17 protein-coding genes are annotated in these 20,058 nt (G+C 66.9%); 11 read left to right on the forward strand and 6 right to left on the reverse strand.

The window, feature by feature from the left end; translation table 11 throughout:
• Nucleotides 1-29: 29 nt before the first annotated feature.
• From ACP7CK_RS03660 to ACP7CK_RS03675, 4 genes are all read right to left on the reverse strand, one after another.
• Nucleotides 30-416: a DUF2946 family protein gene (locus ACP7CK_RS03660; RefSeq protein ID WP_426025150.1), complete on the reverse strand. Its 387-nt coding sequence runs from the start codon at nt 414-416 to the stop codon at nt 30-32.
• Between the two features lie 37 nt (nt 417-453).
• Nucleotides 454-1,074 (reverse strand): aminoacyl-tRNA hydrolase, encoded by a 621-nt coding sequence (pth, locus tag ACP7CK_RS03665; RefSeq protein WP_292148191.1) that lies wholly within the window; start codon nt 1,072-1,074, stop codon nt 454-456.
• 87 nt (nt 1,075-1,161) lie between these two features.
• The gene (locus tag ACP7CK_RS03670) at nt 1,162-1,794 is read right to left on the reverse strand and encodes a 50S ribosomal protein L25/general stress protein Ctc (RefSeq protein WP_035307605.1); all 633 of its coding nucleotides are present in this window, start codon (nt 1,792-1,794) and stop codon (nt 1,162-1,164) included.
• A 167-nt stretch (nt 1,795-1,961) separates the two neighbouring features.
• Entirely contained in the window at nt 1,962-4,247 is a 2,286-nt protein-coding gene (locus tag ACP7CK_RS03675; protein ID WP_426025151.1) for an ATP-binding protein, read from the reverse strand.
• 150 nt (nt 4,248-4,397) lie between these two features.
• Here ACP7CK_RS03675 and ACP7CK_RS03680 point away from each other — a divergent pair, with 150 nt between their 5' ends.
• The 6 genes from ACP7CK_RS03680 (at nt 4,398) to phoB (ending at nt 11,077) form a co-directional block, all read left to right on the forward strand.
• On the forward strand, nt 4,398-5,810 hold the full coding sequence (locus ACP7CK_RS03680) for a sensor histidine kinase (RefSeq protein ID WP_426025152.1): 1,413 nt from the start codon (nt 4,398-4,400) through the stop codon (nt 5,808-5,810).
• Nucleotides 5,811-5,950: 140 nt separating this feature from the next.
• Complete coding sequence (gene pstC / locus ACP7CK_RS03685; RefSeq protein WP_154725192.1) at nt 5,951-7,381, forward strand: phosphate ABC transporter permease subunit PstC; 1,431 nt, start codon at nt 5,951-5,953, stop codon at nt 7,379-7,381.
• Nucleotides 7,374-8,678: a phosphate ABC transporter permease PstA gene (gene pstA, locus ACP7CK_RS03690; protein WP_008262606.1), complete on the forward strand. Its 1,305-nt coding sequence runs from the start codon at nt 7,374-7,376 to the stop codon at nt 8,676-8,678. Before pstC ends, pstA begins: the two co-directional genes overlap by 8 nt.
• Before the next feature lie 4 nt (nt 8,679-8,682).
• Nucleotides 8,683-9,633 (forward strand): phosphate ABC transporter ATP-binding protein PstB, encoded by a 951-nt coding sequence (pstB, locus tag ACP7CK_RS03695; RefSeq protein ID WP_183195750.1) that lies wholly within the window; start codon nt 8,683-8,685, stop codon nt 9,631-9,633.
• Complete coding sequence (gene phoU, locus ACP7CK_RS03700; protein WP_008262987.1) at nt 9,633-10,364, forward strand: phosphate signaling complex protein PhoU; 732 nt, start codon at nt 9,633-9,635, stop codon at nt 10,362-10,364. Before pstB ends, phoU begins: the two co-directional genes overlap by 1 nt.
• Nucleotides 10,365-10,384: 20 nt before the next feature.
• The gene (gene phoB, locus ACP7CK_RS03705) at nt 10,385-11,077 is read left to right on the forward strand and encodes a phosphate regulon transcriptional regulator PhoB (RefSeq protein ID WP_035307610.1); all 693 of its coding nucleotides are present in this window, start codon (nt 10,385-10,387) and stop codon (nt 11,075-11,077) included.
• A gap of 40 nt (nt 11,078-11,117) precedes the next feature.
• Here phoB and ACP7CK_RS03710 read toward each other — a convergent pair whose 3' ends face one another.
• Nucleotides 11,118-12,041 carry an Hsp33 family molecular chaperone gene (locus ACP7CK_RS03710; RefSeq protein WP_426025153.1) on the reverse strand — a complete coding sequence of 308 codons (924 nt, stop codon included), beginning with the start codon at nt 12,039-12,041 and terminating at the stop codon, nt 11,118-11,120.
• 213 nt (nt 12,042-12,254) lie between these two features.
• Here ACP7CK_RS03710 and ACP7CK_RS03715 point away from each other — a divergent pair, with 213 nt between their 5' ends.
• The 3 genes from ACP7CK_RS03715 to ACP7CK_RS03725 all read left to right on the forward strand — a co-directional run bounded on the left by ACP7CK_RS03715 (nt 12,255) and on the right by ACP7CK_RS03725 (nt 17,631).
• Entirely contained in the window at nt 12,255-13,697 is a 1,443-nt protein-coding gene (locus tag ACP7CK_RS03715; protein WP_292148198.1) for an SDR family oxidoreductase, read from the forward strand.
• A gap of 121 nt (nt 13,698-13,818) precedes the next feature.
• Entirely contained in the window at nt 13,819-15,711 is a 1,893-nt protein-coding gene (serA, locus tag ACP7CK_RS03720) for a phosphoglycerate dehydrogenase (RefSeq protein ID WP_426025154.1), read from the forward strand.
• A gap of 114 nt (nt 15,712-15,825) precedes the next feature.
• Nucleotides 15,826-17,631 carry an autotransporter domain-containing protein gene (locus ACP7CK_RS03725; protein WP_426025155.1) on the forward strand — a complete coding sequence of 602 codons (1,806 nt, stop codon included), beginning with the start codon at nt 15,826-15,828 and terminating at the stop codon, nt 17,629-17,631.
• Nucleotides 17,632-17,653: 22 nt separating this feature from the next.
• On the opposite strand, the gene ACP7CK_RS03730 is transcribed toward ACP7CK_RS03725, so the two are convergent.
• Complete coding sequence (locus ACP7CK_RS03730) at nt 17,654-18,217, reverse strand: GGDEF domain-containing protein (protein ID WP_426025156.1); 564 nt, start codon at nt 18,215-18,217, stop codon at nt 17,654-17,656.
• Between the two features lie 181 nt (nt 18,218-18,398).
• On the opposite strand from ACP7CK_RS03730, the gene purE reads away from it, so the two are divergent.
• Entirely contained in the window at nt 18,399-18,890 is a 492-nt protein-coding gene (gene purE / locus ACP7CK_RS03735; protein ID WP_008263824.1) for a 5-(carboxyamino)imidazole ribonucleotide mutase, read from the forward strand.
• Nucleotides 18,891-19,985 (forward strand): 5-(carboxyamino)imidazole ribonucleotide synthase, encoded by a 1,095-nt coding sequence (locus ACP7CK_RS03740; protein ID WP_426025157.1) that lies wholly within the window; start codon nt 18,891-18,893, stop codon nt 19,983-19,985.
• The last annotated feature ends 73 nt before the right edge of the window (nt 19,986-20,058 follow it).

The raw sequence follows: 20,058 nt of genomic DNA on the forward strand, positions 1-20,058 counted from the left end.
GAAGGGCCGGCGCGGGCTTTGGGTCTGGTTCAGGCGTGGGGTGGTGCGGTGGACGGCGGACGCGGCGGCGCGCGCGCCGGGGGCGGCGGGCTGACGCGGGCGGGCGAATAGACGACCGTCTCGACCGTGCGGATGACCGGCGCAGGTTCGGGCGCTGGAGGGGCGGGCAAGGCGGCCGCGAGAGGCACGACGCAGGCGGCGCACTTGGCCCCCAGATGCTTGTTGACCGGGCCGTCCATCCCGCCGGACTGGATGGTCTGGGGCCCTTCTGCAGAACAGATGACCAGAGGCTGTCCGTGTTGCGCCGCCGCCAGGGCCCCGAAGGGCAGCAGGGCGCCGAGCATGAGGGCGAACACCGCCGCCAGGAAGGCGAGCGACTTCGATGTCGACCAATGATCGGCGTCGGAACGGTTCACGCCTCGCCTCTACGGCGTTTCCGCCAGGCCGTACAGGCTACAGTTCGCCGCGCGCCGCCTGGCGGGGACTGAACTTGGGCGCAGGAGCCAGGCGCATGACCTCGCCCTGATAGCGCTCGTCGTCGCCGGCGGCGGCGAAGGGAAGGGCGTCGGCGCAGGCCTGGAGCAGGGCGTCCAGCCAGGGCTGTTCGGCCTTGTGGAAGTCGCCCAGGACATGGGGCATGACCATCTCCTTCTCGCCGGGATGGCCGATCCCCATGCGCGCGCGACGGAACTCGGGCCCCAGATGGCTGATCAGCGAGCGGACGCCGTTCTGGCCTGCGGCGCCGCCGCCGGTCTTCATGCGGAACCGGCCGGGGGCCAGGTCGATCTCGTCGTGGAAGACGATGATCTCGGACGGCTTGATCTTGTAGAAGCGTGCGGCCTCGCCCACGGCTCGCCCGCTCTCGTTCATATAGGTCTGGGGCTTCATCAGCAGGACCTTGACCGGTCCGTCCGCCGTATCGACCAGGCCCTCGCTGACGATCGACTGAAACTTGGCCCGCTCGGGCCCGAAGCGCCAGCGCCGCGCGATCTCATCGGCGGCCATGAAGCCGATGTTGTGGCGGTTCTTCTCGTATTTGGCGCCCGGATTGCCGAGCCCGGCGATGATGATCATGGCGTCCTCATGCCGCGTGCGTCGCCCAAAGAAAAGCCCCGCCGCGGCGAACCGGGCGGGGCCTGATCTTGTCGATGCGACGAAGGCTTAACCTTCGGTCTTCTCGGTCGGAGCGGCTTCGGCCTCGGCGGCTTCATCGGCGGCGGCCGACATGGCGGCGGACGAGACCTTGATGGTGGCGATCACGAAATCGCGGTCGGTGATGGTCGGCTCGACGCCCTTGGGCAGTTCGATGTCCGAGAAGCGGATGGTGTCGCCCATCTGCGACTTAATCAGGTCGACGACCAGTTCTTCCGGAATGCTGTCGGCCTTGACCATGATTTCGACCGCGTGGCGGACGACTTCCAGCGAACCGCCCTGACGGACGAACGGCGCGTCATCGGCGTTCTTGAAGTAAACCGGAACCTCGATCTTGATCGGGGCGTGTTGATCGACGCGCATCAGGTCGAAGTGCATCGGGCGGTCCGACACGGGGTCGAACTGGATGTCCTTGGCGATGACCGGCTGGGTCTCTTCGCCGTACTTCAGCGTGACCAGGTGGCCCAGCAGCTTGCCGGTGTAGAGCGACTTGCGGAAGTCCTTCTCGTTCACCGCCACGGCGACGGGGGCCTTGTCGCCGCCGTACAGGACGCCCGGCACGAAACCGGCGCGACGGGCAGCGCGTGCGCTGCCGGTGCCGACGCCATCGCGGACGTCCACGTTCAGAATGATCTCGGCCATCTGGCTCGCCTCAACAACAACGGAAACACCGCGCCAACCCTGGGCCCGCGCGGCGGGGGTCATGAACCCTCGAATTCAAGAGCGCGGGCTATTACACGCATCATGACGGATGTGCAACCGCCCTGACGGTAAATGGAACGGCAGGACGGTCTTGGCGGCGCTTTCGATCAGGCCGCCTTTGCGGCGTCTTTGAGCAGAGCGTCCGGATCGGCGACGATTGCAAGCAGTTCTGTCGTGTTGAAGGGCTTGGCCAGATGGTGATCGGCCCCGGCGGCCCGTCCGGCGGCGACGTGTTCGGGCATGGCGTTGGCCGTCAGCATGACGATGGGGGTTCGGCGGGCGCCTGCAGTCGCTTCGTGCAGGCGAATCTCCTGAGTCGCCGTCAGCCCGTCCATGATCGGCATCTGCATGTCCATCAGCACCAGATCGAAGTCGCCGGCGCGGAACGCCTCCAGCGCCTCCGCCCCGTTCTCCGCCATGGAGATCACCGAGGAGATCTGGCTCAGTATCAGTTCCAGGACGCGACGGTTTGTCGGGTGGTCGTCGGCCACCAGCACCCGGACGGGACGCCGATCGCCATCTATGGCGGGCGAAGCCTTCGCCTCCAACTGGACCGGCGCTTCGCAGGTGATCAGGGGGAGGGTCAGGATGAAGGCGGATCCGCCACCCGGTTCGCTTTCGCAATCCAGGTCGCCCCCCATCATTTCGGCCAGCTGACGGCAGATCGACAGGCCCAGTCCGGAGCCGCCGAATTGGCGGGTGATGCCGCCGTCGGCCTGTTCGAAACGGCTGAAAAGGCGCTCGCGGGTGGCGGCGTCGAAGCCAATTCCCGTGTCCTCGACCATGAAGCGCAGGGTGGGCGCGCCCTCCTTCTCCGGGCCACGCTGGACGGTCAGGCCGACGAAGCCCTGGCTGGTGAACTTGACCGAGTTCGAGATCAGATTGGTCAGGATCTGCTTCAGCCGCACCACGTCGCCGCGGATCCAGAGACCCGCGTCCACGTCGATATCAATGTGGAAGCCCAGGTGTTTCTCACGCGCGTTTTCGGCATAGAGTTGCGCGGCTTCGCGCACAGCTCTTTCCAGTTCGAAGGCGTCGTTGGTCAGTTCAAGCTTGCCTGATTCGACCCGCGCCAGATCCAGTATGTCGCTGAGCAAGGTCTGAAGCGTGCGTCCCGAGGCCTGCATCAGGTCCAGCATCTCATGCTGCTCCGCCGTGAGGTCGGTCTTGGATAGGGCCTGCGACAGACCGATCACGCCATTCAAAGGCGTGCGGATCTCGTGGCTCATGTTCGCAAGGAACTGGCTCTTGGCGACATTGGCCGCCTCGGCCGCGTCTCTCGCCTCTCTCAGGGCTTGGGCGTCGCGCTTCAGGGCCGTGATGTCGTTACAGACTGTGACCGTACCGCCCTCGGCGGTGCGTCGATCCTGAATTTGCAGCCACCGGTCGCCGGCCACCCGCTGCTCTATTGTCGAGGCGCCCTGGCGGCGCACACGGATGCGTTCGGTGATCCATTCGTCCTCGCGGCCAATGGCTTCGTCATATCGGCCTTCATTGATGCCGATCTGAAGGACTTCGCGAAAAGTAATTCCGACCCTGAGGAAGGGCGCAAGTTCCGGATTCACCTCAGCGTAGCGCGCATTCCACAGCAGCAGGCGGTCATCGGCGTCGTAGAAGCCCAGTCCGTCCGACATGGCCTCGACCGCTTCGCGGATATGACCCAGCGCGTTGGCCCGCGCCATATAGGCCATGAAAACCAGGGCGCTTCCGATACTGAGGATGGACAGGGCGATGAGGAACACCAGGGTTCGCATGGCGTCGGGCGAAAGGCCGGACTGCGAACTCAAGGTTGGGTCCGGCGTCACGGTTATGGCGGCCATGCCGACGAAATGCAGGAACAGGATGCACATAGAGGCGCCGAGGACCGTCGTCGCCAATCGTGTCAGTCCGCCACGCTTGTAGAAGAAGGCGGTGGTTCCACCGATCACCATGCCGCCGATGATGGACACGACCACGAGTTCGGGCCGCCAACTGAGATGCACGGGCGCCTGAAGCGCCGCCATCCCCAGATAATGCATGGCGGCCAAGCCCGAGACGGCGACGAGGGCGCCCATGACGCGGCGCCAGCGGTCGTCGCCGCTCAAGATGGTGAAGATGGCCACGCCTATCGCGGCCAGGATCACCAGCGTGGAGGCCAGGGTCATCGCCACATCGTAGGTTAGGGCGCCCACGCCGACATAGCCCTGCATGGCGATGAAATGGGTGGTCCAGATCGTGATCGAGCCGATCAATCCCGCCGAGATTGCGAGGCGGCGGCGGCGTGCTCCATCGGTGATGCGGGCGCGCTCCATGAAGCGGGAGGCTGAACCCATGCCGACGAGGCAGACGATGACCGCCAGCAGGCTCACCCGCCAGTCGTGATCACGTACGATGCAATAAAGTATCCGGTCCACGGCGTCCCCTTCAGCGCCATGCTGGACCAAACTCCTAAACAAACGGTGCGGCCACGCTTGGAAAAATCAATGTCGTCTGTCGGCGCGCCGTCACAGAATCCGTGCAAGGATTGGATTCCTTAGGCTGCTCACACGAGTCTGGCGCCGCATATGCCTTATGAATCCTCGCCTTCGCCGGTGGCGCCGATCTCGACCTCCCGTTTCTGGACGGTGGGCATCAGCATCGCAATCGCCCTGGTTGTGATGGTGGGGCTCGCCTTCATCCATCCCGAGATCGCGAATTGGCTGATCGGTGGAGCGGTGGTCGTCGCGGCTTCGGCCTGGATTCTGAACGTGCAGCCCCCTTCGGTCGCGACCTTGCCCGAAACATCAGGCGCCCCGATCGAACGGTCGGCGAATCCAAAGACTGCGGAGCTGCTGGACCGGGTGTTCGAAGCCCTGGACGACCCTGTGCTGATCATCAGCGGGGGCGAGCCCGACGACATTGCAGGCCGCCGGGTCGTCATGGCCAACAAGGCGGCGCGAGACCTGCTCCGCATCCAGAGTCAGGGCGCCTTGCTGGTTCAGGTGATCCGGGAGCCCGGCGTGCTGGAAGCCGTGGACGAGGCCCTGTTCGGCGGCGTCTCTCGAACCACGGACTACGCCACCGGAGGGCAGCGCGACCGGCGCTGGCGCGCCTGGACACGCCCCTTGGGCGACGGAGAAGGAAAAGGGCAGGGCTCTCTCGCCCTGGTCATTCTTCGTGACGAAACCGACGCGCGGCGCACCGAGATGATGCGCGTCGATTTTCTGGCCAACGCCAGCCATGAACTGCGCACGCCGCTGGCGTCCCTGAGCGGCTTCATCGAGACGCTCAAGGGACATGCGCGCGACGATGTCGCGGCCCGCGATCGCTTCCTGGACATCATGTCGGCCCAGGCGGATCGGATGGGGCGGCTGGTCGCGGACCTGTTGTCGCTCAGCCGGATCGAGCTGAATGAGCATATTCCGCCGTCCGGGCGAGTCGATCTGGATCGCGCGGCGTCCGACGTCGTCGACGCCGTCAGCGTGTTGACGCAAGAGAAGCAGATCAATGTCGTGGTCGATCAGGGCGAGGCGAGGGCCTCAATCAGCGGCGACAGGGACGAGATATTGCAGGTGGTGCAGAACCTGCTCGACAACGCCGTCAAATATTCGGCCAAGGGCGGAACGGTGGAAATTTCGGTGCGGTCCGATCTGTCGTTCGACGAGGCCTGGGCTTCGCGGATGCCCGGCGCGACGCGACTGCCCCTGGTGACGCCCGATCGGGCGGTCGGCGTCCTCTATGCGGCTGTCACGGTTCGCGATCACGGACCGGGCATGGCGCGGGAACATCTGCCGCGGCTGACGGAACGCTTCTATCGGGTCGAGGGCCAGAAGAGCGGCGAACGTCAGGGGACGGGACTGGGCCTGGCCATCGTCAAGCATATCATAAACCGCCACCAGGGCGGACTGGTGGTGGAGAGCGCCCCCGGGCTCGGGGCCGCGTTCACGGCCTGGTTCCCCATGGTGGTCGAGCGCCGTGACGTCCGGACGGCCGCCTGATGGCGCTGGAGGCCGCCGCTGTTACCGAACTGTCATCAACGTGTCTTATTCCGCTGACCATTCGCAGGCAGTAGTCGCGCCGCGTCGAAGCCGGATTCCCGGTCGCCATTCGATTCGCGCCTGCCCGCTTCGGACCCGGAATGATCTGGATTTATTTGCTGATCCTCACCGCGCTCAGCGCCGCCGCCTTTTTTGGCGGACGCGAGCTGGCGCGTCGTCGCGCCGTTGGCGCGCATCCCCACTCGCGTCCGGGGCAGCACGGCGCCTACGCGCTGATCTGGGTCGCTGCGCCCGCTCTGCTGGTTCTTATCCTTCTCAGCGTCTTCGCGGCGCCGCTGGAGCGTCAGTTGACCGCCGCCGGCACGCCCGATGTGGTGGCCGAGCTTGAGCATTTCCGCCGCGACGCCTTCTTCGCCGACGCCCACCGCGTCGGTCGGGGCGAGCCGGCCCTTCAGATCTGGGAACGGCCGCTGGCCGAACAGCTTCCGGTCGAAGCTCGCCGCATGGTGCGTATCGAACGCACCCTGCAATGGGGCGGCGGGGTCGCCGCTATCCTGGCCGCTATTCTCGGCGGCCTGTTCGCCCTGACCCAGATCAAGCCCCAGACCCGCGCGCGCAACCGGGTCGAAGGCTGGATTTACGGCGCCCTGTTCATCTGTTCCGCCATCGCCGTGCTGACGACCCTGGGCATCATCGCCTCGCTGGCCTTCGACTCCTTCCGCTTCTTCCAGAAGGTGCCGATCTTCGACTTCCTGTTCGGCACCCAATGGAGCCCGCAGATCGCCATCCGGGCCGACCAGGTGGGATCCACCGGCGCCTTCGGGGCCGTGCCCCTGTTCGTCGGCACCATGTTGATCATGTCGATCGCCATGTGTGTGGCGGCGCCGATCGGTCTGCTGTCCGCCATCTATCTTTCGGAATACGCCAGCCGAACCACACGGGCCGTCATCAAGCCGCTGCTCGAGATTCTCGCCGGCGTGCCGACCGTGGTCTATGGCTTCTTCGCCGCCCTGACGGTGGGACCCATCCTGCGGGTCTTCTTCAACGAGATCGGCCTGTTCCTGATGGGCGGACCGCTGGACGGACTGGGCCAGTATCTCGCTCTGGTTCAGAACCAGATGGCCCTGACGGCCGGCGCGGTGATGGGCATCATGTTGATCCCCTTCGTCTCGTCCCTGTCCGACGACATTCTGAACGCGGTGCCGCAGTCCCTGCGCGACGGCTCGTTCGCCATGGGGGCGACCAAGTCCGAGACGGTCAAGCGGGTTCTGTTGCCCGCCGCCCTGCCGGGCATCGCCGGCGCCCTGTTGCTGGCCGTGTCGCGCGCCATCGGCGAGACCATGATCGTCACCATGGCCGCCGGCCTCGCCGCCAACCTGACCTTCAATCCGCTGGATACGGTGACCACCGTCACGGTGCAGATCGTGACCCTGCTGACGGGCGACCAGGAGTTCAACAGCGCCAAGACCCTGTCGGCCTTCGGCCTGGGCCTGACCCTGTTCATGGTCACTCTGGTGCTGAACATCATCGCTCACCGGATCGTCCAGACCTATCGGGAACAATATGACTGACGCGACCCCCGATCAGATCGACGGCGCGGCCGCAAAAGGGCGGCTGGATCGTCTGCGCGCCGGCCTCAAGCGCCGTCACGCGAAAGAGACGCGGTTCAAGTGGTACGGCCGTCTGGCCATCGCGGCCGCCATGATCTTCCTGGCGATCCTGATGGTGCGTATCGTCGCCCAGGGCCACACCGCCTTCTACACCCACACCGTGACCGTGCCGGTCTATATGGACCCTGCGCGTGTGGACCGGGCCTATCCGCAAGGCTCGAACTTCGAACAGATGGCGGCCGAACAGCAGCTGAAGCGCTGGGGCATTCAGGACGACGCGGCGGGCGACGCCTCTCGCCAGATGAAGGCCCTGTTTTCGTCCGAGCTGAAGTTCGTCGCCGCCGACCTGGTCGCCAAGCGGTCGGACGTCATTGGCGAGACCGTGCCCTTGGCCGTGCCTCTGTCGGACGAGGCGGACCTGTATCTGAAGGGCGAAATCTCGAAGGAGACGCCGGAAGACCAGCGCCGTCTGACCGACCAGCAGCTCGCCTGGCTGGACCGGATGCAGGCCGAAGGCGTCGTCGGTTCGCACTTCAACACCGCCCTGTTCACCAACGGCGACTCGACCCAGCCGGAACTGGCGGGCGTGCTGGGCGCCGTGGTCGGTTCCGCGCTGATGCTGATGGTCACGGCCCTGATCGCCATTCCGTTGGGCGTCGGCGCCGCCGTCTGGCTGGAAGAGTTCGCGCCGAAGAACAAGCTGACCGACATCATCGAGGTCAATATCAACAACCTCGCGGCTGTGCCCTCGATCGTCTACGGCCTGCTGGGTCTGGCCCTGTTCATCAACTGGATGCATCTGCCGCGCGCCAGTCCGATCGTCGGTGGCCTGGTCCTGGCCCTGATGGCCCTGCCGACCCTGGTGATCGCCACCCGCTCGGCGCTGAAGGCCGTCCCGCCGTCCATTCGCGAGGCCGCCCTGGCCATGGGCGCCTCCAAGACCCAGACGGTGTTCAGCCACGTCCTGCCTCTGGCCATGCCCGGCGTGATGACCGGCGCCATCATCTCCATGGCGCACGCTCTGGGCGAGACCGCGCCGCTGCTTCTGATCGGCATGGTCAGCTTCGTTCCCGGCGTGCCGCATGCGATCGACCAGCCGGTCGGCGCCCTGCCTTCGCTGATCTACATCTGGGAGAACGCCTCCGAGCGGGCGTTCCACGAACGCACCGCTGCTGCGATCATCGTTCTTCTGGTCTTCATGATCATCATGAACACGGCGGCCATCATCCTGAGGCGGCGCTTCGAGCGTCGGTGGTAAGAGAATGAAATTCCGTATCTTCCGTTCTGCTGAAGACCAGACCGGCGCCGGCGCCGCCGATCCGACCGAGTCCGTTCGCATGGGCGGCCAAGTCTTGCCCGAAGCCACGTCCTCCAAAGCCGCCTCCGCCGTGGAAGCCCGCCTTGAAGACGCCACGCCTGTGAGCGGCCCGACCGTGGTCGCCACTCCGCCGACCGGTCCGATCAAGATCGCGGCGCGTGACGTCTCCGTCTTCTATGACGGCAAGCAGGCGCTTTACGACGTCTCGCTGGATATTCCGGATAAGACGGTCACGGCCCTGATCGGCCCTTCGGGCTGCGGCAAGTCGACCTTCCTGCGGACCATGAACCGCATGAACGACACGATTGCGGGCTGCAAGGTCACCGGCCGCATCGCGATGGACGACGAGGACATCAACGATCGGTCCATCGACCCGGTCCTGTTGCGCGCCCGTGTCGGCATGGTGTTCCAGCGCCCGAACCCCTTCCCGAAATCCATCTACGAAAACGTCGCCTACGGCCCCAAGATCCATGGGCTGGTCAGCGCCAAGTCCGAGATGGACGGCGTGGTCGAAAGCGCCCTGAAACGCGCCGGCCTGTGGGAAGAGGTCGCCGACCGCCTGCAGTCGTCGGCCATGGGGCTGTCGGGGGGGCAGCAGCAGCGTCTGGTCATCGCCCGCGCCATCGCGGTGAACCCCGAAGTCATCCTGATGGACGAGCCCTGCTCGGCCCTGGACCCCATCGCCACCGCGCGGATCGAGGAACTGATCGACGAACTGCGTGAGCGGTTCTGCATCGTCATCGTCACCCACTCGATGGCCCAGGCGGCACGGGTTTCGCAGCGCACCGCCTTCTTCCACATGGGTCGTCTGGTCGAGACCGGCGACACGGAAGACATCTTCCAGAATCCGCGTGAGCGGCGCACCCTGGACTACATCACGGGACGCTTCGGCTGATGAACCAGCACACGGTCAAGGCTTACGGCGACGAGCTGAACCAGATCACGGCCGAGGTCGCCCGCATGGGCGGCCTGGCCGAGGCCCAGGTCTCGGACGCCATCGATTCCGTCGCCCGGCGGGACGTGGCCTTGGCGCGCGCCGTCGTGGATCGCGACCTGAAGCTCGATGCCCTGCAACGGGATATCGAGCGGAAGGCCATCCGTCTGATCGCCCTGCGGCAGCCGGTCGCCAGCGACCTGCGTCGGACCCTGGGCGCCATGAAGATGGCGTCAGACCTGGAACGCACAGGCGACCTGGCCAAGAACATCGCCAAGCGGGCGCTGATCCTGGCGGAAGCCGAGCCGATGCAGCCCCTGACGCGTTCGATCGAGCGGATGGGCCGCCTGGTTTCGACCCGTCTGCGCGACGTTCTGGACGCCTACACCGCTTCCGAGCTCGATCGCGCCGTGGCCGTCTGGCAGACGGACGACGAGGTGGACGAGCATTACAACGCCCTGTTCCGCGAACTGCTGACCTACATGATGGGCGACCCGCGCACGATCGGCGCCTGCACCCATCTGTTGTTCATGGCCAAGAATCTGGAACGGATCGGCGACCACGCGACCAATATCGCCGAGACCGTTCACTACGAGATCACCGGCGACGACATGGTGGGCGAGCGACCGCGCGCCCTGCCGGGAGCGGAAGACGAGACCTCGACCCCCAACCTGACGACCAACTCGCACTAAGCCGAGACCGGAGACCCGAAGTGCAGCCCTATATCCTTGTGATGGAAGACGAGGACGCGCTGGCGACCCTGCTTCAGTACAATCTCGAGAAGGAAGGTTACGACGTCGCCGTCGCTTCCGACGGTGAAGAGGGCATGCTGCAGATCGATGAGCGTCAGCCCGATCTGGTCCTGCTGGACTGGATGCTGCCCAAGCTGTCCGGCATCGAGGTCTGCCGCCGTATTCGGGGCAAGGCCGAGACGCGCAACCTGCCGGTCATCATGCTGACCGCGCGGGGCGAGGAAAGCGATCGGGTTCGCGGCCTGGACACCGGGGCCGACGACTATCTGACCAAACCCTTCTCGATGGTCGAACTGATCGCCCGCATCCGCGCCGTGCTGCGCCGCATCCGGCCGGGCCTGGCCGACGATCGTCTGAACCACGGCGACATCATCATCGACCGCGTCTCGCACCGGGTGAAGCGCTCGGGCCAGGAAGTGCATCTGGGCCCGACCGAGTTCCGACTGCTGGATCATTTCATGCAGCACCCGGGCCGGGTGTTCAGCCGTGAGCAACTGCTGGACGCCGTCTGGGGCTCAGACGTCTATGTCGAGGCCCGCACGGTGGACGTCCATGTCGGCCGGCTGCGCAAGGCCCTGTCCATCGGCGATGACAGCGCGAACCCGATCCGCACCGTGCGCTCGGCGGGCTATTCGCTGGATCTGGAAGGCTAGATAAAAAAAGGGGCGGCCGGATCGGCCGCCCCTTTTCCATTCAGATCTGTTCGGCGACGATCTCGTCCGGCTCCAGGGCGTAGACGGTGGCGCAGTATTCGCAGGTGACGCGGATCTTGCCGTCGTCCTCGATCATGTCGGCGCGTTCGGCGGGGTCGAAAGAGGCCAGAACCGAGGCGATACGGTCCCTGGAGCAACGACAGACGGCCGTCAGCGCCCGTGCGCCCTCCAGCCGCACGCCGTCTTCGTGGAACAGGCGGAACAGCAGGGTCTCAGGCGAGATGGTCGGGTCGATCAGTTCGTCGTCGCCCAGGGTGCCGAACAGGGCGCGGGTGCGGTCCCAGACCTCTTCGGTGGAGCCTCGCGCCTCGTCGCCGGCGATGATCTGGATCATCGCCCCGCCGGCGCGCCACTGCGAACCCGCCTCGGTCAGGACCTCGCCGACGGCCAGGCGCACCTTGGTCGGAACCTGTTCGGACTGCTGGAAATAGTGTTCGGCGCAAAGCGACAGGCTTTCGCCCTCTATGGGCGTGATCCCCTGGGTGCGTTCGAAATCGGGGCCGCGATCCAGGGTCATGACGAAGACGCCCTGGCCCAGCAGGGTCTGGGCGCCGGGACGAGCGAAGCCCTGGGACGCCTCGGCCACCTCGGCCTCGTCATAGCGGCAGTAGCCGCGCAGCGTGCCGTCGGTGCCATAGTCGGCGACGACATAGCGCACCGGGCCGTCGCCCTGGGCCTGGACCATCAGGCGGCCGTCGAACTTCAGGCTGGAGCCGATCAGGGCGGCAAGCGCGCAGGCCTCGCCCAGCAGGGCGGCGACAGGCTCGGGATAGGCGTGGGCGGCCAGGATCTTGTCGATGGTCGCGCCCAGCCGGACCAGACGGCCGCGCACAGGCCAGCCCTCGATCTGGAAGGCGGCGGCCAGATCGTCGGAAACGGCGGATTGAGGCGCGTGATCGGTCACGGCAAGGTCCTTGAACGGCGTCATTTCGGGATCGCGGCTATTTAGGCGCCCTGAGCCGCCTTGATAAGGGGGACGATGATCGGGGACGAATTTGCGCGCCGGCGCGGCGGCCCGCAAACCCGCGCGCAGGCCTCGAAAAACCTGTAGAATCCGCCTCGACAAATCCGGAAAAACCTCGAGAAATTGTCGAGGTCTGGAAGCGAGGAACGGTCGATGAGCGCGAAACCTGTGCTGAAGCCCCTGGGCGAGCAGTCCATCGTCGTCACCGGCGCGACCTCGGGCGTGGGGCTGGCGACGGTGCGGCGGGCGGCGCGGGCCGGCGCCCGGGTGTTTCTGATCGCGCGGGGCGAACGGGACTTGCGGGCCTTGTGCGAGGAGTTGCAGGCCCAAGGGGCGCGCGTGGCCTGGGCCGTTGCCGACGTGGCCGATCCCGAGGCGTTGAAGGCGGCGGTCGAGAAATGCGTGCGGCTGTTCGGCGGCTTCGACACCTGGGTCAACAACGCCGGGGTCGGGATGTTCGGGTCGATCCGCGAGACGAGGCTGGAGGATCAGCGCCGCCTGTTCGAGACCAACTATTGGGGCGTGGTCAATGGGTCTCTGGCGGCGGCGGAGCATCTGCGGACGCGGCCGGGCGGCGGGGCGATCATCAATGTCGGCTCGATCCTGTCGGACCTGCCGCTGCCGGTGCAGGGCGTCTATGCGGCGTCCAAACATGCGGTGAAGGGGTTCACCAACGCCCTGCGGATCGAACTGTTGCGCGAACAGGCGCCCGTAACCGTCAGCCTGGTCAAGCCCGGCGCGATCGATACCCCCTACAGCCGTCACGCCCGCAACCTGACCGGCCAGGCGGTGCATAATCCCCAGCCGGTCTATGCGACCCATGTGGTCGCCGACACCATCCTGTATTGCGCCACCCATCCGATCCGCGAGATCACGGTCGGCGGGGGAGGGCGCGTCATCGCGTCTTTCTACTCAGCTTTGCCGGGGATTGCGGAACCTCTTCTGGCGCGGTTCGCTCCATCTTTGATGCGGGACCGCCGTTCCGCCTATCGGCCGTATGACGACGGGCTCTATGACCCGACCGAGGACGGCCTCGATGAAGAGGTTCACTATCCCATGGTCCGTAATTTCAGCGCCCTGGCCGAAGTCCGCAAACATCCGGGCGTCACCGCCGGCAGCCTCGTCGCCCTTGCGGCCGGCGCCGCCGTGGTCCTGTATCTGACCCAGCGCAGCGGACCGACGCGCTATCAGCGCATCAAGACCCGTATCGATCCGCGCGGATGGGTGGACACGGAAGATCTGCGCGACCGTTTCCACGACGCCGTCGACGCCTTCCGTCATCGGGCCGAAGACGCGGGCGAGCGGGCCGGAGACTTCTCCCGCGAGGCGCGCCATCGTGCAGCTGACGCGGCGCATGATGCGCGGGGCCGGGCGGACGAATGGTTCCGCTCCACTCGTAAAGGCTCCAGGAAGGCGCTGAAGAAGCATGGCAAGGCGGCCCGCCGTTATGCCGACGACGCCGGCGCCTATGCCCGTGATCATGCCCGTGAAGGCGGGGCCTTGCTGGCGGTGGCCACCATCGCCGCCGCTGTGGGCGCGGCCGTGCTGGAAAGCCGTCGCCCCGACAGCCACGTGCGCCGTATCGCGCGCTTCTGATATTTCTTGCCGTCCGCCGCGACGAATTTCGCGGCGGACGGCAAGGTTTAAGCGAAACTGAGCCTGTTCATCAGCAAGGCTCGGCTTTGCTGCGAGGGCGAAGGCGGCTAAGACCCCGCCCATGAGCGCGCGCCCCACACTGATCTTCGACTTCGATTCGACCCTGGTCGGGTTCGAGACCCTGGAAGCCCTGGCCGATATCGCCCTGGCGGGATCGCCCGAGGCGGATCAGCTCCGGGCTCAGATCGCAGATCTGACAGACAGGGCCATGTCCGGTGAAATCGCATTCGGCGAGGCGCTGCGCCGCCGTCTGGCCCTGCTGCCCCTGACCCGCGCCCATATCGCGACCCTGGCCGAGACGGCGCCGGATCACCTGACCGCCTCGGTGCGGCGCAACCTGAACTTCTTCCAGCAGCACAAGGGCAAGGTGGTCATCCTGTCCGGCGGCTTCCGCGAGGTGATCGCGCCGGTGGCCGAGATGCTGGGCGTCTCGCCTGACCGGGTGCTGTGTAACGACCTGGTCTATGACACCGACGACCGGGTGACGGGTGTCGATGACGCCAATCCCCTGTCCCAGGCCGACGGCAAGCCGGCCGTCATCCACGCCCTGAAGCTGTCGGGTCGGGTCGTCATGGTCGGCGACGGCTGGAACGACGCCGAGGTCAAGCTGGCCGGGGCCGCCGACGTCTTCTACGCCTTCACCGAGGTCGCGCGCCGTCCGTCGGTGGTCGAGGTCGCCGACGCCGAGGCCGCATCCCTGGACGAGGTGCTGCACGCCGAAGGCCTGGTCGGCCGCTGGTCCTTCCCGCGCAGCCGGATGAAGATGCTGCTGCTTGAGAACATCCACCCTGCCGCCGTCGAACGGCTGGAGGAGGCCGGTTATTCGGTGGAAACGGTGAAGGGCGCCCTGGATGAGGACGACCTGATCGCCGCCATCAAGGGCGTGCATGTCCTGGGCATCCGCTCCAAGACCACGGTCAGCCGTCGGGTGCTGGAAGAGGCTGATCGGCTGATGGCCGTCGCCGCCTTCTGCATCGGCACCAACCAGATCGATCTGGACGCCGCCTCCGATCACGGCGTGGCGGTGTTCAACGCCCCCTATTCGAACACCCGCTCGGTCGTGGAACTGGCCATCGGTCTGATGATCGTCCTGATGCGCGACGTGGTGGACAAGTCGGCCGCCATGCACGTGGGCCAGTGGAACAAGTCGGCGACGGGGTCGAAGGAACTGCGCGGCAAGACCCTGGGCATCGTCGGCTATGGCGCCATCGGCAGCCAGTTGTCGGTCCTGGCCGAGAACCTGGGCATGCGGGTGCTGTTCTACGACCTGTCGGAACGACTGGCTCTGGGCAATGCGCGACGGATGCGGTCGCTGGACGCCCTGCTGGCCGAGAGCGACGTCGTCACTCTGCACGTCGATGGGCGTCGCGAGAATTCCAACATCTTCGGCGCGGCCCAGTTCGCCCGGATGAAGGAGGGGGCGCTGTTCCTGAACCTGTCGCGGGGCCATGTGGTCGATGTCGGCGCCCTGGCCCAGGCCATGGGCTCGGGCCGGGTCGCGGGTGCGGCGGTGGACGTCTTCCCCGAGGAGCCGCGCACCAATTCGGACCCGTTCGAGAGCCCGCTGCAGGGGATGAAGAACATGATCCTGACCCCGCACATCGGCGGCTCGACCGAGGAGGCGCAGGAGGCCATCGCCGAGTTCGCGGCCGAGCGTCTGCTGGGCTATCTGAACCGGGGCGACACGACCTTCAGCGTCAATCTGCCGAACGTGCAACTGGCCGAGGTGTCGGGCGCGCACCGCATCCTGCACATCCACAAGAACCAGCCGGGCGTGTTGGCCGAGCTGAACCGGGCCTTGGCGGCGGCGGGGCTGAACATCCTGGGTCAGCATCTGAAGACCGATGAGCGCACCGGCTATGTCATCACCGACGTGGACCGGGACTATGATCCCGAGGCCCTGCGGACGTTGAAGACCGTGCCGGGGACGCTGAAGTTCCGCACCCTGCATTGACGGAACGACCCGTTATCTTCCGAAGACTGACGTAACGGCATCTTGCGCTCGCCGCAGAGTGGCGCATCCTCCCGAGTAACGGCCGCGATACACGACGGCTGTGGGAGGAAATAAATGTCACGCTATCTCACCGGCGGCGCCGTCGCCGCCCTGGTCGTCGCCGCCTGCGCCTTTGCGGGCTCGGCCTCGGCCCAGACCTACAACCGCCTGGTCGTGTTCGGCGACAGCCTGAGCGACAACGGCAATCTGTATCTGGCTTCGGGCGGGACGCAGCCGCCCAGCCCGCCCTACTACCAGGGACGATTCTCCACCGGTCCGGTCTTCACCGAACTGCTGGGCTTCAACGCCGTCAATTTCACCGGCTCCGTCAGCGGCAGCATCAACTACGCCTTCGGCGGCGCTCGCACCGACGCCTCGGCCGGCCCTCCGCCGGGCATGTTGACCCAGCTGGCCGCCTACACCAGCCGGGGCGGGACCTTCGGGTCCAATGACCTGGTCAGCGTCCTGGGCGGCGCCAACGACATCTTCCAGGGCCTGCCCGCCGCCGGCGCATCGGCAAGCCCGGTCGGCGCCATCACTCCGGTCGCGACGTCGGCCGCCGCCAACATCAACAGCCTGGTCAACAGCGTCGCCGGCGCGGGGGCGGGGACCATACTGGTTACCAACCTGCCCAAGCTCAGCCTGACGCCGCAGTTCCGGGGCACGACGGCCGCGCCCCTCGCCGACTATGCGGTGACGACCTTCAATACGGCCCTGCTGACGGGCTTGAACACAACGGCCGCCGCGCGGCCCGGCAGCAACATCATCCTGATGGACCTGTTCAAGATCGGCGACACACTGGCCGCCGATCCGGGTCAGTTCGGCATCACCAACGTGACCCAGGCCTGTTTCAACGGGGTGACGGTCTGTTCGAACCCGAACAGCTATTTCTACTTCGACGGGGTCCATCCCACCGCAGCCGGGCACCAGATCATCGCCCGTCTGGCGACCGACTACCTCTACTATGGCGACATCGGGTCCCAGGCGGCTCTGCAGGGCGAGACCACCTTCCGGCACCGCGAGGACGCCCTGGATGCAGCCAGCGAGGCCCTGTCGGGTCGTGAAGCCTGGGAGGCCGGCGTGGCGGTCACCGCCTCGGCCATGGTCGACAGCGTGGACACGGACGCGCGCCATTCGGTCACCGAGTCGTCCAGCGACGGCTGGGGCGGTCGGATCGCGCTTGAGGCGGGACCGTCGGCGAACTGGCGGTTCGGCATGGCCGGCACGGCGCGCAAGACCGATGTCGAGAGCCAGGCCCTGACCTTCAACGTCGAGAGTTTCGGCCTGGATCTGTATGGCGGCTGGCGCTCAGGCGACCTGTTCGTCAATGCGGCGGTCGGGGTGGCGCGCGACAATATCGACGACATCGAGCGCACCACCAGCCTGGCGCCCATCGTCCACACGGCCGAGACCCGCGCCTTCAGCACGGGCGCTCGGCTGCAGGGCGGGATGTGGTTCGACATGGGGGGAGTGGCCCTGTCGCCGCGTGCGGCCGTGACCTGGGCGACCAGCGACGTCGACGGCTATTGGGAGCAGGGCGTCGCCGCCCAGTACGAATATGAGGATCGCGAGATGAAGGCGATCAGCGGCGAGGTGGCGCTGCGGGCCGAGGCGGAGATGGGCGGGTTCGGCCTGTTCGCCGAGGGCGGTTATCGCGACGCCCTGGACGACAGTTCCGACCCGGTGCGCGTCGGCCTCTACAACAACCCGGCGCAGGTGCTGGAGCGGGAGGTCGAGGATCCGTTCGGCGGCCAGTTCCTGGCCTCGGCCGGGGTCGAAGGGTCGCTGGGGCCCGTCAAGGTGACGATCGCCTATCGCGGCCGGTACGGCGAACACGCCGACAGCCATATGGGCGGCGTTCAGTTGCGGCTGCCGCTATAAGAGGCAAGGCGGGGAAGGGGCCTCAGCGCCCCTTCTTGCGCACCCACATGGCGGCGTCGGCCTCGGTCAGCCAGATTTCGGGGTCGGTGTGGCCGTCCCAGGCGCGGACGCCGAACGAGCCGCCCAGCGCGGTCTGCTGGCCATTCCAGACGAAGCCCTCGGTCTTCAGCGCCTCGGCCAGCTGGCGCGCCTTGGCCCGGCCTTCATCGACGCCGGCGTTCAGCATCAGCAAAGCGAATTCGTCGCCGCCCAGGCGGCCTACGGCGTCCGATTCGCGCAGATGGCCCAGCAGCATCCGCGCCACCGCCACCAGGGCCGCGTCGCCCGCGGCGTGGCCCAGCCGGTCGTTGACCCCCTTGAATCCGTCCATATCCAGATAAAGCAGCACCGCCGGCACGCCGTGGCGCTGGCAATAGGCCATGGTCCGCTGCAGGGCGGCGACGAAGCCGCGGCGGTTCAGGGCCGGGGTCAGGACGTCGTGGTCGGCCGCCGCCTCGGCCGCAGCGGCGCGCTGTTTCCAGGCGTCCAGCTCGGCGCGCAGGCGCGCGATCTCGGCGGTCAGGTCGTGTTCGGCCACGTCGGTCACGGCGCAGGCTGGCTCCGGCGGCGCGACTCAACCGGACGCGCGATAAGCGGATGTTAGAGGCTGAACGGCCGAGATTGAAGGCGGGGCCGTAGCGAAACCCGCCGTAAACACGGCCTGTATCGGTTGCGGGCGTCCGCCGCGTGCTGTAACGGGCGGCCTTTCCGCGAGGGGCCTTGAAGATATGGCGACTTCCGCAACGCCGGTGGCGATCATCATGGGCAGTCGGTCCGACTGGCCGACGATGAAGCTGGCCGCCGACAAACTGGATCAGTTGGGCGTCGCCTGGACGGCCAAGGTCGTCAGCGCGCACCGCACCCCCCAACGCCTCGTCGAGTTTTCGACCGGCGCCAAGGCGGCCGGTTTCAAGGTCATCATCGCCGGGGCCGGGGGCGCCGCCCACCTGCCGGGCATGGCCGCTTCGATGACCGAACTGCCGGTGCTGGGCGTGCCGGTCCAGTCCAAGGCCCTGAAGGGCATGGATAGTCTGTTGTCCATCGTGCAGATGCCCGCCGGGGTTCCGGTCGCCACCCTGGCGATCGGCGAGGCGGGCGCGGCCAACGCCGGCATACTGGCCGCCCAGATCCTGGCCTTGTCGGACGAAGCCCTGGCGGCGCGTCTGGCCGCCTTCCGCGCCGCCCTGACGGATTCCGTCGCCGAAACCGTCGAGGACTGAGTGCCCACGCTTCCGCTCCCCCCCGGTTCGACCCTCGGCATTCTCGGCGGCGGCCAACTGGGCCGGATGCTGAGCCAGGCGGCTGCACGCCTGGGCTTCGACGTGGTCATCCTGGATCCGGAGCCCGACAGCCCGGCGGGCCGGGTCTCCACCGCCCAGATCGTCGCCGCCTATGACGACCCCGAGGCCCTGACGGCCCTGGGCCGGGCCGCCGACGTCGTGACCTTCGAGTTCGAGAACGTGCCCGCCGCCTCCATCGAACGGCTGGCCGAGGCCGGCGCCCTGGTCGCGCCCGGACCGACCGCCCTGCGCGTGTCGCAGGACCGGGTGGAGGAAAAGACCTTCCTGAACGCCGTCGGCGCCCCGACGGTCGAGTTCGCCGTAGTCGATACGCTGGACGATCTGGTCCTCGGCCTGACGACCCTGGGTCTGCCCGCCCTGCTGAAGACTCGCCGCGAAGGCTATGACGGCAAGGGCCAGGTCTGGATCCGCACTCTGGAGGAGGCCCCCGCCGCGCTGGAAAGCCTGGGCGGCCGCCCGGCCATTCTGGAGGCCAGGGCGAGCTTCGTGCGCGAACTGTCGGTGATCGCCGCCCGCGACTGGGACGGCCATATGGCGGTCTATCCGCTGGGCGAGAACCGGCATGAGGGCGGGGTGCTGCGCACCACCCTGGCGCCGGCCACGGTGGACGAGAAGACCCAGGTTCGCGCCCGCGCCATCGCCGAAGCCATCCTGGACGGGCTGGACTATGTCGGGGTCCTGGGGGTCGAACTTTTCGATATTCCGGTTCCGGGCGGCGACGACGTCCTGCTGGTCAACGAGATCGCGCCGCGCGTCCACAACACCGGCCACTGGACCCAGGACGGCTGCGTCTGCGACCAGTTCGAACAACATATCCGCGCGGTGGCCGGATGGCCTCTGGGGCCGACGGCGGCTCATGCCCGCGTCGAGATGAAGAACCTGCTGGGCGACGAGGTCGAGCAGTGGCGCGCCCTGGCCGGCAAGTCGGACGAACGCCTGCACCTGTACGGCAAGGCCGAGGCCCGTCCCGGCCGCAAGATGGCCCATGTGAACCGCGTGCTGGGCGCAGTCTGAACCAATGCGGGCGAAGCGCCGCAGCTAGGACGAAAGGTCCGGGCGGGGCCGCTTGCATTCCGGGCCTCGCGGG

It is taken from the genome of Brevundimonas sp. TSRC1-1 (assembly GCF_049898245.1).
In the GTDB taxonomy this organism is placed as follows: Bacteria; Pseudomonadota; Alphaproteobacteria; order Caulobacterales; family Caulobacteraceae; genus Brevundimonas; species Brevundimonas mediterranea_A.

Coding starts and splice junctions, on each gene's coding strand:
- pstC (WP_154725192.1), top strand. CDS start 5,951: ATGATCTGGATTTATTTGCTGATCCTCACCGCGCTCAGCGCCGCCGCC.
- serA (WP_426025154.1), top strand. CDS start 13,819: ATGAGCGCGCGCCCCACACTGATCTTCGACTTCGATTCGACCCTGGTC.
- ACP7CK_RS03670 (WP_035307605.1), bottom strand. CDS start 1,794: ATGGCCGAGATCATTCTGAACGTGGACGTCCGCGATGGCGTCGGCACC.
- pstA (WP_008262606.1), top strand. CDS start 7,374: ATGACTGACGCGACCCCCGATCAGATCGACGGCGCGGCCGCAAAAGGG.
- purE (WP_008263824.1), top strand. CDS start 18,399: ATGGCGACTTCCGCAACGCCGGTGGCGATCATCATGGGCAGTCGGTCC.
- pstB (WP_183195750.1), top strand. CDS start 8,683: ATGAAATTCCGTATCTTCCGTTCTGCTGAAGACCAGACCGGCGCCGGC.
- ACP7CK_RS03680 (WP_426025152.1), top strand. CDS start 4,398: ATGCCTTATGAATCCTCGCCTTCGCCGGTGGCGCCGATCTCGACCTCC.
- ACP7CK_RS03725 (WP_426025155.1), top strand. CDS start 15,826: ATGTCACGCTATCTCACCGGCGGCGCCGTCGCCGCCCTGGTCGTCGCC.
- ACP7CK_RS03715 (WP_292148198.1), top strand. CDS start 12,255: ATGAGCGCGAAACCTGTGCTGAAGCCCCTGGGCGAGCAGTCCATCGTC.
- phoU (WP_008262987.1), top strand. CDS start 9,633: ATGAACCAGCACACGGTCAAGGCTTACGGCGACGAGCTGAACCAGATC.
- pth (WP_292148191.1), bottom strand. CDS start 1,074: ATGATCATCATCGCCGGGCTCGGCAATCCGGGCGCCAAATACGAGAAG.